This is a genomic window from Rhodanobacter sp. T12-5, from assembly GCF_008329435.1.
GTDB lineage: Bacteria > Pseudomonadota > Gammaproteobacteria > Xanthomonadales > Rhodanobacteraceae > Rhodanobacter.
On record NZ_NPKN01000005.1, the window covers coordinates 39382 to 53416 of the forward strand.

General features: G+C 65.2%; 11 protein-coding genes. 5 read left to right on the plus strand and 6 right to left on the minus strand.

The features are described from left to right. Positions 1-39 precede the first annotated feature (39 nt). The 5 genes from CIW53_RS17680 to CIW53_RS11295 all read right to left on the minus strand — a co-directional run bounded on the left by CIW53_RS17680 (position 40) and on the right by CIW53_RS11295 (position 3982). A complete protein-coding gene (locus CIW53_RS17680; protein ID WP_172969646.1) occupies positions 40-207 on the minus strand; it encodes a hypothetical protein in 168 nt (55 codons plus the stop codon). 249 nt (positions 208-456) lie between these two features. Beyond that, positions 457-684, minus strand: a complete 228-nt coding sequence (locus CIW53_RS11280) for a BrnA antitoxin family protein (RefSeq protein ID WP_149364827.1) — start codon at positions 682-684, stop codon at positions 457-459. Positions 685-689: 5 nt separating this feature from the next. Beyond that, positions 690-971, minus strand: coding sequence for a BrnT family toxin (locus tag CIW53_RS11285; RefSeq protein ID WP_149364828.1), 282 nt, complete (start codon positions 969-971; stop codon positions 690-692). 195 nt (positions 972-1166) lie between these two features. Then, entirely contained in the window at positions 1167-3167 is a 2001-nt protein-coding gene (locus CIW53_RS11290; protein ID WP_149364829.1) for a bifunctional 2',3'-cyclic-nucleotide 2'-phosphodiesterase/3'-nucleotidase, read from the minus strand. Positions 3168-3460: 293 nt separating this feature from the next. Beyond that, positions 3461-3982 (minus strand): c-type cytochrome, encoded by a 522-nt coding sequence (locus CIW53_RS11295; protein WP_149365036.1) that lies wholly within the window; start codon positions 3980-3982, stop codon positions 3461-3463. 453 nt (positions 3983-4435) lie between these two features. Between CIW53_RS11295 and CIW53_RS11300 the strand changes: the two genes are divergently transcribed. The 5 genes from CIW53_RS11300 (at position 4436) to CIW53_RS11320 (ending at position 13455) form a co-directional block, all read left to right on the plus strand. After that, the gene (locus tag CIW53_RS11300) at positions 4436-5674 is read left to right on the plus strand and encodes an efflux RND transporter periplasmic adaptor subunit (RefSeq protein WP_149364830.1); all 1239 of its coding nucleotides are present in this window, start codon (positions 4436-4438) and stop codon (positions 5672-5674) included. Between the two features lie 110 nt (positions 5675-5784). Next, positions 5785-9021 carry an efflux RND transporter permease subunit gene (locus CIW53_RS11305; RefSeq protein ID WP_149364831.1) on the plus strand — a complete coding sequence of 1079 codons (3237 nt, stop codon included), beginning with the start codon at positions 5785-5787 and terminating at the stop codon, positions 9019-9021. A gap of 217 nt (positions 9022-9238) precedes the next feature. Continuing rightward, positions 9239-12385, plus strand: a complete 3147-nt coding sequence (locus CIW53_RS11310; RefSeq protein ID WP_149364832.1) for an efflux RND transporter permease subunit — start codon at positions 9239-9241, stop codon at positions 12383-12385. Between the two features lie 232 nt (positions 12386-12617). Continuing rightward, positions 12618-12920: a LysM peptidoglycan-binding domain-containing protein gene (locus CIW53_RS11315; protein WP_149365037.1), complete on the plus strand. Its 303-nt coding sequence runs from the start codon at positions 12618-12620 to the stop codon at positions 12918-12920. A 16-nt stretch (positions 12921-12936) separates the two neighbouring features. Further along, on the plus strand, positions 12937-13455 hold the full coding sequence (locus tag CIW53_RS11320; protein WP_149364833.1) for a hypothetical protein: 519 nt from the start codon (positions 12937-12939) through the stop codon (positions 13453-13455). Positions 13456-13545: 90 nt separating this feature from the next. Here CIW53_RS11320 and CIW53_RS11325 read toward each other — a convergent pair whose 3' ends face one another. Next, positions 13546-13911, minus strand: coding sequence for a hypothetical protein (locus tag CIW53_RS11325; RefSeq protein ID WP_149364834.1), 366 nt, complete (start codon positions 13909-13911; stop codon positions 13546-13548). Positions 13912-14035: the final 124 nt, after the last annotated feature.

Below are 14035 nucleotides of genomic sequence, written 5' to 3' on the forward strand. Positions count from 1 at the left end.
CGGAACCAGAACGAGCTGATGCAACAGACATTCAGTGGTTCAACGATTTCTGGACTTTGCGAAAGCACCAACGCCACAGGCAGCAGCCAGTGCGAGAGGCAAGAGGCCAAGGTTGTTGCCATGCGAAAGCATGGCGCTGCCGACGAGCAACGCGCCGCTTGCAGCGATGACAAGTTGCAGCGACGTGACGGTTTTCAGATGTTTCACGCGACGTCCCTGATGTTGAAGTGAAGCCCGACGCTGGCTCTGCCAAGGGATACCTTTCTTCTTCAGCGTAGCGACTGTCCGTCCGTTGCCGAGTGGTGAGAGCGATCATCGTTTGATTGATCCACTCACCAATGCGACAGGTTGATCATGCAAGTGGAAAGAGGACAAGACCCTGCCCAATGAAAGCCTGGAAGCTCACGTCAAGAACATCAAACGGGCGGTATTGACGGAAAGTCTCTTGCGGAGTGGTCAGGCCTTGCTGCTGGGCCAGGCGATCTGCACTTTGCGATGCTTCATGACGCAGTCTCGCAGATACAAATTGATCAAGCTCTGATAGGGAACGCCCGCCTCACTGGCCATGCTCTTGAAGTAATCCACGACGTCCTCGGAGAGGCGCATGGAAACAGGCTTCTTGAGCTTGGCCGCATAAGGATTCCTGCGGGACTTCATTTTGGAGAGATCGTATTCGGCTTTCATGGCGATCACTGCTTGTAGAAGGAGCTTTCTTGTTTCGTGGCTTTGCGCGCTGAAATGATGCGAATGACGTCGCCACTATCGCGCTCACAGTGGCAAACGAGGAGAAGATGAGCGCCGCTACTCATGCCCAGCATGAGAAAGCGTTCTTCTTCACCAGAGGAGTGAGGTTCATCGAAGAACTGGACCGCAAACTCGTCGTAGAAGACAGACTGGCCCTCCTCGAAGGAAACGCCATGTTTCCTGAGGTTTGAGGCGGCCTTGACCGGATCCCAGTCAAACTTGATCATCTATACATTGTATGGATGATCGGCGCCTTTGCAAGGCCCGACGCCACGTGGATTTCTGGAGGCGGCCGACCCCGCGGAAATCGACCAACTGATCATGCTGCTGCGGCCCAATCCCGTCATCGAGTGCTGCTGCGCTACGGCGTTGCGTCCGTCGACCGGCGGTGAGCGCTCACCGCTATCCGAAGGCTCCATCCATCAAGGCGACAGGTCGATCGCGTAAGTCGCGGTGCCGTCGCCGTGATCCTTCAGCTGACGGATGTTGTCCAATCCGGCGGCCTTCGCGACACCGAGCTTGTTGGCGGCGGCGGTGAAGGTGACCAGGCCATGGGTCTTGAGTGGGGCGAATCTCCATGAGGAGGCTTCGAGGTTTTTTGCGCTGATCTGTTTCTGCCGTTGCAGCCATTTGGCCAGGATTTCGCGGTTGCCGTCGGGGGCGGCGAGCACGACGTTGTTGCCGTCGAGGCCGGGGAAGTGGCCGCCGCCGCTGGCGCGGTAGTTGTTGGTGGCGATGACGAAGGGCTGGTCCGGCGCGACCGGCTTGCCGTGGAAGGTCAGTCGGGTGATGCGCTGGCCGACCGGCTTCGACACGTCGATGACGTAATGGATGCCGCCCTGGATCTGGTCGAAGTTGTAGCCGACGTAATGCGAATTGATCAGCGCCTGCTCGCCGATCCTTGCGGGGTCGATGCGGTTGAAGCGCTGGGCGGATTTTTCCAGCCAGGCCTTGAGGCCGGCTCCGTCGGTTTTCACCGCCGCCAGCGTGTTCGGATAGAAATACAGGTCGGCGGCGCTGCGCAGGGTGAGTGGGCCGGCGGCGACGTCGGTGTAGTCGTCCGGGCCGCCGAAACCGGTGCGGAACGCTGCAGCGGCGGACAATACGGGCACGCTGGCCAGCTCGGGATGCACGCGCGGCAGTTCGCTGCGCACATAGTCGGCCTGGGCGGCATTGACCGGGGCCAGTGCGGTCATGTTGCCTTCGTCGGCGAAGTAGCTGCTCAGGCGCAGCGTGCTTTCGCCGATCGGCGTGTTGACGTAGGCAATCGCGGCCTCGTGTGCCTGTTGCACCAGCGGTGCGATGGCGGGATCGGCCGGCACGCACGGGCCCTTCTTCGTGCCCACGGTGATCGGGCAGATCGGCCGCACTTCACTATGCGTGTTGTCGAGGTCGACCACCCAGCGGTCGTCCTTCCGGTTCAGCACCAGCTGGATCACGCCCAGGTCCTTGCCGAAGAAGCCGCCCATCACCGCCGGCACGTTACGGACGAAACCAAGTCGCGCGTCGACGTCCTTCATGCCGGCGTAGTGCGGGCCGGGGAATTCGGTGTGCGAGTGACCGAGCAGCAACACATTGATGCCGGGCACGCCGGCCAGGTACCAGCCGGCGTTTTCCATCTGCGGGGTGTACGGCGCGGTGTCGAGGCCGCCGTGCAGGATCGCGACGACAAGGTCCGGATGCTGCGCCTGCAGTTCGGGCAGGTACTTCTTCGCCGCTTCCACGACGCCGCTGACGGTGACCTTGCCGGCCAGGTTCTGCTTGTCCCATTGCATGATCGGCGGCGGGGTGAAGCCGATGATGCCGACCTTCAGCGGCACGCTGACCTTGCTGCCGTCGGCGGTGTATGCCTCGATCTGTCTGGTCACCACGGTCCACGGCTTGAAGATCGGCTGGCCGTCGCGCGCGCTGTAGACGTTGGCCAGCACCAGCGGGAAGTGCGGGCCGGCGCAGCGGTTGCTGTGGCCGCCGTCGACGTTCATCGGCGTGCCGGTGACCTGCGACAGGAAGCCCAGGCCATAGTTGAACTCGTGGTTGCCGGCGGTGCCGCCGTCGTAGCCCATCGCGTCCATCGCCTTGTAGATCGCCAGCTCCTGGTCGCACCCGACCGGCTTCACCAGTGCCTGGTAGTCGGCCAGCACGCTGCCCTGGATGGTGTCGCCGCTGTCGAACAGGAAGCTGTTGGGGAATTCCGCGCGGGCACGGCGGATCAGCGTGGCCGTGCGTTCGTAGCCGAGCGAGTCATCGGGCTTGAGCTTGTAGTAGTCGTAGCTCAACACGTTGGAGTGCACGTCGGTGGTTTCCAGGATCGCCACTTTTGCGCGGGCGCCATCCTGCAACTGGGCGGGGCGATGCAACAGGCTGGTGCAGCCGCCGAGCAGGGTGGTGGCGAGGAGGGCGAGGATGAGTGGGCGTGGGGACATGGGGAAGATCCGGAGTCGCGCGGTGTTGACGAGGGTGAACGCTAGCAGATTGTGGGGATGCGGAATGACGCTGCCCAGGCCTCGCGGGAATAACCACAGGTGAGGCTTTTCGCCTGAGTGACTTACCCGATCCAAACCTGCACTCGGCCTACCCGTGGCCTTCGCCCTCCGGGCGGCTGACGCCGTGCAGATCGGCAGTCCTGCCGGTCGGTCCCTGCGGGCAGGGTGAAGAGGCAAACGAAAACGCCGCCCCTGCGGGCGGCGTCTGGCGAAAGCTTGTCGGATCGGACGAACTACTTCGCCTGGTCGACGATCCATTGCACGGCGTTCTTCACCTGTTCGTCGGTGAGGGCCGGGTTGCCGCCCTTGGGCGGCATGAAGTTGCCGTCGGGGCCGTGGTAGCCCTCGGTGGCGTGCTTGACCAGCACGTCGATGCCCTGGGCGATGCGCGGACCCCACATGCTCTTGTTGCCCAGTTTCGGCGCGCCGGCCACACCGGCGGTGTGGCAACTGGTGCACAGGTGGTCGTAGATCGCCTTGCCGTCGGTGGTGCCGCCGTAGGCGACTTGCGAGGCGGCAGCCTTGGCGGCGGCATCGGCGGCGGCCTGCATCGCGGCGCGTCCGGTGTTGCCGGCGTAGACGGCACCGGCCGGCGCGATCCGCTCGGCGACCTGGGCCGGCTGGTTCGGGTTGGTTTCCTGCGGCTCGTGATCGTGGATCGCCAGCGCGGTGAAGATCAGCACCACCGTCAGCACGGCCAGGCCGCCGATCATGATGGAAAACTGGCGCAGGACGCTCCGATCGGATTTGCTCATGGGACCGCTCACGCACGTACTCCTGTCAATGGGCAGTCGGAACGCCACGATGGCTGCGCCGGCCTGCCTGAATGCTCTACTGGTTCACCGGGCTGGCGCTACCGGCATGTTTGCCGCAGACGGAACCACGGCGTGATGTCGCCGCCCGCCCGGATTGTGGCCGGGCGGGCGGTCAGTCGCGGATTATAAACGAAGCGCGCGGCAAGTTTCAGGCATTCTGACAACCGTCGCTGCCGTCCGGCAGCCTGCATGGGGCCTGCAGCCCTGCCATCGGTCATGGCCGATCCATGTCAACCGGCATTGTCCAACTTCGTTCAACTGCCCCTATGCTTTCGTTCGAGGCCGGCCGGTTTTGCCGCGCGGGCGGATCAAAGCCGGGGGCCGGCTACAATTCACGGTCGCGCGCGGCATTGTCGCATTGGGTAGCTGCACTGTTCATTCCAGGAGTTTTACATGTCGCGTTTTTGGAAGATCGCGTTGATCGTCGTTGCCGTGATCGTGGTGGCCGGGGTTGGCTTTCGCCTGCTCCACAAGCCGGCAGGCGCCGCCTCGACGCAGGCAGCTGCGAAGGGCAAGGACGGCAAGGACGGCAAGGATGCCACGCCGCCGGTGCCGGTGACCGTGGTTCCGGTGGCCAAGCAGAATGTGCCGGTCTATCTGACCGCGCTGGGCACGGTGCAGGCGCTCAACACGGTGACCGTGAACCCGCAGGTGCCGGGCCAGTTGCTCAGCCTGGACTTCATCGAAGGCCAGCCGGTCAAGAAGGGCCAGGTGCTGGCGCAGATCGATCCGCGCACCTACCAGGCCGCATACGACCAGGCCGTGGCGAAACAGCGCCAGGATCAGGCGCTGCTGGCCACCGCGAAGAGCAACCTGACGCGCAGCCAGGATCTGGCGGCCAAGGGCTACATCTCCAAGCAGGATCTGGACACGCTGCGCAATACCGCCGCCCAGTACCAGGCCGCGGTGGCCGCCGACGCGGCCAGCATTCGCGACAGCCAGGTGCAGCTGAACTACACCAGGGTCATCTCCCCGATCGACGGGCTGGCCGGCATCCGCGGGGTCGATCCGGGCAACGTGATCACCACCTCCACCGCGATCGTCACGCTGACCCAGCTGCATCCGATCAACGTGATGTTCACCCTGCCGGAGCAGAACCTCGACCTCGTGCGCGCCGCCGCGCAGGGTGGCGCCGGACTGGAAGTGGCCGCGCTGGACAAGACCGATGCGCATCCGATCGCGGCCGGCGGCGTGCTCAAGGTGATCGACAACCAGATCGACGCCAGCACCGGCACGTTCCGGCTGAAGTCCGAATTTCCGAATACCAAGAACGAATTGTGGCCCGGCCAGTTCGTCAACGTGCGGCTGCTGGTGAACACGGTGTCCGGTGGGCTGGTGATTCCGGCGCAGGCGGTGCAGCGCGGGCCGGACGGCGACTACGTCTATCAGGTGCAGGCCGACAGCACGGTCAAGATGCAGCCGGTGATGGTCGCCGGCGAGGTGGGCGACAGCCAGGTGATGATCGGCAGCGGTCTCAAGGTCGGCGACCGCGTGGTCACCGAAGGCCAGTTCCGGCTGAAGCCGGGCAGCAAGGTCAATGCGCTCAAGCCGGGCGAAGTGCCGGCGGCACCGACCGCGGCCGAACTGGACAAGGCCAAGAAGAACACCAAGGGTGGCGGTCGCCGTCATTGATGACGCGCCGTGGCGCCGACTGGCGCCGCGGCATCGTGATCGCGATGCAACCGGCCGTGCGATCCGGCCATGACCGCGACTGAAACCGCACCTGCACGTTACGGATAGCCATGGGATTCTCGACCCTCTTCATTCGCCGACCGATCGCCACCTCGCTGCTGATGGTGGCGGTGCTGCTGCTCGGCATCCTCGGTTACCGCGCACTGCCGGTGTCGGCCCTGCCGGAGATCGAGGCGCCCAGCCTGGTGGTCAGCACGCAGTATCCCGGGGCCAGCGCCAGCACCATGGCGTCGCTGATCACCACGCCGCTGGAGCGCAACCTGGGGCAGATCTCCGGGCTCACCATGATGAGCTCGGACTCCTCCGCCGGGCTGTCCACGATCATCCTGCAGTTCTCGATGGACCGCGATATCGACATCGCCGCGCAGGACGTGCAGGCCGCGATCAACCAGGCCAAGGGCACGCTGCCGGGCAACCTGCCGTATCCGCCGGTGTACAACCGGGTCAATCCGGCCGATGCGCCGATCCTCACCCTGATGCTCACCTCCGACAGCCGCCAGCTGCGCGAGGTGAACGACCTGGCCGATTCGATCCTGGCGCAGAAACTGTCGCAGGTGCAGGGCGTCGGGCTGGTCTCGATCGCCGGCAACGTGCGCCCGGCCGTGCGCGTGCAGGTCAATCCGGCGCAGCTGTCCAACCTCGGCCTGACCATGGAGGACGTGCGCAGCGCGCTGACCCAAGCCAACGTCAATGCGCCCAAGGGCACGCTCAACGGCAAGACGCAGAGCTACTCGATCGGCACCAACGACCAACTGTCCACCGCGGCGGAATACAAGGACAGCATCATCAGCTACAAGGACACCGCGCCGGTGCGTCTTTCCGACGTGGCCAAGGTGGTCGACGGCGTCGAGAACGACCAGCTCGCCGCGTGGGCGAACGGCAAGCCGGCGGTGCTGCTGGACGTGCGCCGCCAGCCTGGCGCGAACATCGTGCAGACGGTCGAGCAGATCCGCCAGGTGCTGCCGGAACTGCGCAGCGCGCTGCCGGCCGACGTGCACCTGGACGTATTCGCCGACCGCACGGTGACCATCCGCGCGTCGGTGCACGATGTGGAGTTCACCCTGCTGCTGACCATCTTCCTGGTGGTAGGCGTGATCTTCGTGTTCCTGCGCCGGCTGTGGGCGACGGTGATCCCGTCGGTCGCGGTGCCGCTGTCGCTGCTGGGCACGTTCGGGGTGATGTCGTTCACCGGCATGTCGCTGGACAACCTGTCGCTGATGGCGCTCACCGTGGCCACCGGTTTCGTGGTCGACGATGCGATCGTGATGATCGAGAACATCGTGCGCTACATCGAGCAGGGCAAGAGCGGCAAGGAGGCGGCCGAGATCGGCGCGAAGGAGATCGGCTTCACCGTGCTGTCGCTGACCGTCTCGCTGGTCGCGGTGTTCCTGCCCCTGCTGCTGATGCCCGGCGTCACTGGCCGGTTGTTCCACGAGTTCGCCTGGGTGCTGACCATCGCGGTGACCATCTCGATGCTGGTCTCGCTGACGCTGACCCCGATGATGTGCGCCTACCTGCTCAAGCCCGACGCGCTGCCGCCGGGCGACGACACCCACGAGCGACAGGCCGCCGCCGGCAAGCGCGACCTGTGGACACGCACGGTCGACCTCTACGCCAACACGCTGGACTGGGTGCTCGATCACCGCCGGCTCACCATGATGGTGGCGGCCGCGGCGGTAGTGCTGACCGTGTTCCTGTACGTCGTGATCCCCAAGGGCCTGTTGCCCGAGCAGGACACCGGCCTGATCACCGGCGTGGTGCAGGCCGACGACAATGTCGCGTTCCCGCAGATGGAACTGCGCACCAAGGCGGTCGCCGAGGCTCTGCGCAAGGACCCCGCCGTGGCCGGCGTGGCGGCCTTCATCGGCGCCGGCACGATCAACCCCACGCTCAACCAGGGCCAGCTCAGCATCGTCCTGAAGGAACGCGGCGACCGCGACAGCCTCGACGCATTGCTGCCGCGGCTGCAGCATGCGGTGGCGAACATTCCCGGCGTCGCGCTGTACCTGAAGCCGGTGCAGGACGTGACCCTGGACAGCCGCGTCGCCGCCACCGAATACCAGTATTCGCTGTCCGACGTGAACTCGGCCGAGCTGGCCGGCTACGCGAACCAGATGACCCAGGCGCTGCGCCAGCGGCCGGAGCTGGCCGATGTCGGCAACAACCTGGCCAACAACGGCAACGCGCTGAAACTCGACATCGATCGCGAAAAGGCCAGCCGCCTCGGCGTGCCCGTGCAGAGCATCGACGACACCCTGTACGACGCGTTCGGCCAGCGCCAGATCTCGACCATCTTCACCCAGCTCAACCAGTATCGCGTGGTGCTGGAAGTGGCGCCCGAGTTCCGCAACAGCGACGACCTGATGAACAAGCTGACCGTGCGCGGCAACGGCAACGGTGCGCTCACCGGCAGCAACGCGACCAGCTTCGGCCAGTTGAAGTCGAGCAATTCGGCGACCCCGTCGGGCATCGGCAATGCCGGCAACGTCGGCTTCCAGATCGGGGGTGGCGGCACCATCCCGTTGTCCTCGCTGGTCACCGCGAAGGTTACCAGCGCGCCGCTGGTGGTCAGCCACCAGCAGCAGTTGCCGGCGGTAACGCTGGCGTTCAACGTGGCGCCGGGCTACTCGCTGTCCGATGCGGTGGCGGCGATCCACGAGGTGGAAGCGCAGCTGAAATTCCCGCCGCAGGTACGCGGCGAGTTCGTCGGCAAGGCCGCCGAGTTCGCCTCTTCGCTGGGCGACGAAGTGCTTCTGCTGCTGGCCGCGATCGTGGTGATCTACATCGTGCTGGGCGTGCTGTACGAGAGCTACATCCATCCGCTGACGATCATCTCCACGCTGCCGCCGGCGGGCGTCGGTGCGCTGCTGGCGCTGATCCTGTGCGGCATGAGCCTGTCGGTGGACGGCATCGTCGGCATCGTGCTGTTGATAGGCATCGTCAAGAAAAACGCGATCATGATGATCGACTTCGCGATCGAGGCCCGGCGCACCGGCATGAATGCGCGCGACGCGATCCGCCGCGCCTGCCTGCTGCGTTTCCGCCCGATCATGATGACCACCGCCGCGGCCATGCTCGGCGCGCTGCCGCTGGCGCTGGGCAACGGCATCGGCGCCGAGCTGCGCCGGCCGCTGGGCGTGTCGATCGTCGGCGGCCTGCTGCTGTCGCAGCTGGTCACGCTGTACACCACGCCGGTGATCTACCTGTACATGGAGCGCTTCTCCGACTGGCTCGCGGTGCGCCGCGAGCAGCGCGCGTTGAAGCTTGCGAGCCAGGGCCTCGCGTAATGCATGCCGGTCTGACTGCACTGCGCGTGCCGGGTTGATGGTGGGAGCGACTTCAGTCGCGATGCCGTTCGCCACGCAATGCAAAAGCATCGAGGCTGAAGCCGCTCCCACAGGGATATGCAGCGGATCAACCTTTCCGCAGTTCGTGCGTTGATGTCGGGATGAAGTCTTCACGCGCCGTCTGTCACCGCCCTCCATCTCCGGCCACGCTGCTTCCATGAATATCTCCGGGACCTTCATCCGCCGTCCGATCGGCACGTCGTTGCTCGCGATCGGGTTGTTCGTGGTCGGCATGATCAGCTACCTGCTGCTCGGCGTGGCGGCATTGCCGAACATGCAGTTTCCGGCGATCTTCGTGCAGGCCAGCCAGGCCGGCGCGGACGCCAGCACGATGGCTTCGACCGTAGCCTCGCCACTGGAGCGGCACCTGGGCCAGGTACCCGGCATCGAGACCATGCGCTCGTCCAGTTCCGAAGGCAGCGCCTTCGTCTTCATGATGTTCCAGAGCGGCACCGACCTGGATGCCGCCGCGCGCGACGTGCAGGCGGCGATCAACGCCGCGGCGCCGGACCTGCCCAGCGGACTCAACGGCGCGCCGAGTTATGAGAAGGCCAACCCGAACGACGACCCGATCATCGCGCTGGCGCTGACCTCGGACACCCAGTCCGCGGCCGATCTGTACAACGTCTCCGACACCTTGCTGGCGCAGCGCCTGCGCCAGTTGCCGGGGGTGTCGTCGGTGGAGATCGCCGGTGCCGCCACGCCGGCGATCCGGGTCGACGTGAACCTGCGCGCATTGAACGCGATGGGCCTGTCGCCGGACCAGTTGCGCAATGCCCTGAGTGCCGCCAACGTGACCTCGCCTGAGGGCTTCCTGTCCGACGGCAAGACCACCATGGCGATCAGCGCCACCACCCAGCTGCACAGCGCGGACGATTTCGCCAGGCTGGTGATCGCCAGCCACGACGGCACGCCGGTGCGGCTGTCCGACGTGGCCCATGTCTACGCCGGTCAGCAGGATGCGTACCAGGCGGCCTGGTTCCACGGCAAACCGGCCGTGTTGATGTACGTCTACAAGAAGGCCGACGCCAACGTCATCGCCACCGTCGACCTGGTCAAGGATCAGCTCCCGCTGCTGCGCGAATACCTGCAACCGGGCACCGCGCTGACGCCGTTCTTCGACGGCACACCGACCATCCGCGCCTCGCTGCACGAGGTGCAGGCCACCTTGCTGATTTCGCTGGCGATGGTGATCCTGACGATGGCGCTGTTCCTGCGCCGGCTGGCACCGACCCTGATCGCCGCCGTGGCCGTGCCGCTGTCGCTGGCCGGCGCATTCACGATGATGTACATCCTCGGCTACACGCTCAACAACCTCACCCTGCTGGCGCTGGTGATCGCGATCGGGTTCGTGGTCGACGATGCAATCGTGGTGATCGAAAACATCATCCGCCACATCGACGGCGGCATGACGCGGATGCAGGCCACCCTGGCCGGCGCCCGCGAGATCGGTTTCACCATCGTCTCGATCACCGCCTCGCTGGTCGCCGTGTTCATTCCGTTGCTGTTTGCCGGCGGCGTCACCGGCATGTTCATGCATGAGTTTGCGGTGACCCTGGTGGCGGCCATCGTGGTCTCGGCAACGGTTTCGCTGACGCTCACGCCGGCGCTGTGCGGACATTTCCTCAGCGGCCATCGCGAGCCGGCCGCCAGCGCGAAGCCGCCATCCAGACTCGGCATGGCGCTGGACCGCTTCCATGCCGGCATGTTGCGCGTCTACACACGCGCGCTGAACTTCTCGCTGCGCCACGCGCTGCTTTTTTCGCTGACGCCGCTGGCGTTGATCGTCGCCACCTTCTTCCTGCTCGGCGCGGTCAAGACCGGCCTGTTCCCACAGCAGGACACCGGCCTGATCTGGGGCCGCGCCAGCTCCAGCGCGACCGTGTCGTTTGCCGAAAGCAAGCAGCGCCTGCAACGGATGACCGCGATGCTGATGGCCGATCCCGACGTGGCCACCATCGGCTCGCGCCTGGGCAGCAGCCGGCACGGCACCAGCGGTTCGTTCAACATCGACCTGAAAACACGCGCCGAGGGACGCAAGGACGACACCTTCACCGTGCTGGCGCGACTGAGCGCGAAAGCCGCCAATTATCCCGACCTCAATCTGCGCCTGCGCCCGGTGCAGGACCTGCCCAGCGGCGGCGGTGGCGGCACCAGCCAGGGAGCGCAATACGAGGTTTCGCTGCAGGGCAATGACCTGGCGAGCCTGCAGGAATGGCTGCCGAAACTGCAGGCCCAATTGAAGAAAAATCCCAAACTGAGGGACGTCGGCACCGACGTCGACGAAGCCGGCCTGCGCCAGAACATCGTGATCGACCGCGACAAGGCCGCGCGCCTGGGTGTCTCGATCGGCGCCATCGACGGTGCGCTGTACGACGCCTTCGGCCAGCGCCAGGTCTCCACCATCTACTCGGACATCAACCAGTACAAGGTGGTGGTCAACGCCTTGCCCGAGCAGACCGCCACGCCCGATGCGCTCAACCGCATCTACGTGCGCTCCAGCAACGGTGCGATGGTGCCGATCACCGCGTTCACCCGGCAAGTGCCGGGACTGGCGCCGTCGCAGATCACCCACGAAAACCAGTACACCACGATGGACCTCAGCTTCAACCTCGCGCCCGGCGTGAGCATGGGCGAGGCGATGGCGATCATCCAGGCCACCGTGCAGGGCATGCGCATGCCCGGTGACATCAAGGTGCGGATGGGCAGCGACTTCCGCCGCTTCCAGCAGTCGCAGAGCGGCATGCTGTGGCTGGTGCTGGCGGCGGTGCTGACGGTCTACATCGTGCTCGGCATGCTTTACGAAAACCTGATCCATCCGATCACCATCCTGTCCACCCTGCCGGCCGCCGGCGCCGGCGCGCTGCTGGCGCTGTGGCTGACCGGCACCGAGCTGTCGGTAGTGGCGCAGATCGCGCTCGTGCTGTTGATAGGCATCGTCAAGAAAAACGCGATCATGATGATCGACTTCGCCCTCGTCGCCGAACGCGAACACGGCAAGAGCCCGCTCGAAGCCGCCCGCGAAGCCTGCATCGTCCGCTTCCGCCCGATCATGATGACGACGATGGTGGCGATTCTCGCCGCCCTGCCGATAGCGATCGGCCTCGGCGAAGGCAGCGAACTGCGCCGCCCCCTCGGCATCGCCCTGATCGGCGGCCTGCTGATCTCGCAAAGCCTCACCCTGCTCAGCACCCCGGCGCTCTACGTGATCTTCTCGTGCCTTGCGGCGCGGCGGAAAAGCTGGAGCGCGCGACGAAGTGAGCGCAAGGCGGGGCGGCGCAGGGGGCAGTTGGCGAATATTTGAATGGTATTCGCTGCGGATCTCGGCAGGGCGAGTAGTTCGTCCGGGCGGTCGTTGTCGACGGGTGCCTGATGGGCGGCGGTATGGCGAGGTTACGGGGGCGGTTTGCCGAATCATGGCTACGACACGCAGTGCGCCATCGTCGCTGGCTGAACGCATGGACAAGGCACTCACAGGCCGTTAACCCGCTGCTGGTTATCACTGACCCGTCCTATCCGAGATGGAGATGCGTGCGATGGTCAGCGATGCGAAGAAACCGGATTTTTCCGATGTGCGTGGCGAGGTGCGAAGCCAGGCAGCGGACATGCCGCCTGCGGCAAAAGCGGATTTCAGCGACGTGCGGTCGCACGTCAGTTCGATTGCCGACTCGGACACGATCTACAACGTGGCGGCAGGGGACAACTTGTCGAAGATCGCGAAGCACTTCTACGGTGACGCCAATGCGTGGAGCCGGATTTTCGATGCCAATCGCGACCAGCTCACGGACCCGGACCGGATCAAGCCCGGCCAGATGTTGAAGATTCCCGCCAAGTCCTGAAGCAGGAGATGCCCCCATGAAAATGACTCGCAAACCCATGATCCTCGCGGTTTCGCTGGCTGCTGCGCTGGCGTTGAGCGCTTGCGGCAAGAAGGACGAATCGGCCTCTGAAGTGCCGGCCACGCCGCCGCCTGCGGCTACGGCGCCGACGATGGCGCCTGCTCCGGCCAGCACGGCCGGACCGGGCATGCCCGGCGGCGACGCGTCCGCCATGGTGACTTTCAGTTCGATGGAGCTGGGCTCGACGGTCGACGCCAGCAACAAGGTCGTCGCCAGCGCCACCAGCTTTGCGCCGAAGGACACGATCTACGCGTCGGTCGATACCAGTGGCAGCGGCAATGCCACGCTGTCGGCGAAGTGGACCTACCAGGATGGCCAGGTCGTGCACGAGGACAGCAAGACGCTCGATGCTGCCGGTCCGCAGACGACGGCCTTCATGATCAGCAAGCCGAGTGGTTTCCCGGCAGGCAATTACAAGGTCGAGGTTTCGTTGAACGGCAGCCAGGTCGCCAGCAAGGATTTCTCGGTCAAGTAGGCGGCCGGCCATCGCACGACAAAGGGCGCGGCTCGACTGCGCCCTTTGTCGTTGGACTGCGCGCAAAGTGCGCGCCGCATTTTGGTGCGATTACTGCAGTGCGATGGCTTCGCGCTGCAGCGGGCAGCCGGTGCGGCGATGGAACTGCTCCATCATCTGTTCGCGCTGCATCAGGGTCTCCTCGGCGGAGCGGCCGTAGCCGGTCGACTGCAGGTGACGCCAGATCGCGACGCTGGCCAGTTGTGCACCGGGCACTTCGGAGCAGCGGCGGCTGTCGCCCTGCCAGAAAACCGCGACCCAGCCCTCTTCCTTTTCGCAGGACGATTCGTCCACCGGCAGGATCAGCGTGCCGTCGAGCAGCGACAGCGCGCATTCGTGGCCGTCGGCGAATTGGGTGGTGTAAAGCGGGTGCAGCTGCGCGATGAAATCGACGATGGACTGACTGAGCTGGCTCATTCCTCTTTCCTTGTCCTGCTGGATTGGTGTTCCCCCGGCATCGCGGATGGATGCCTGCGCCCCGGCGCAGTGCGGCACTGTATGTCGTCGTGACGATCGGCGCCAGTGACGGCGCCGCGCCATG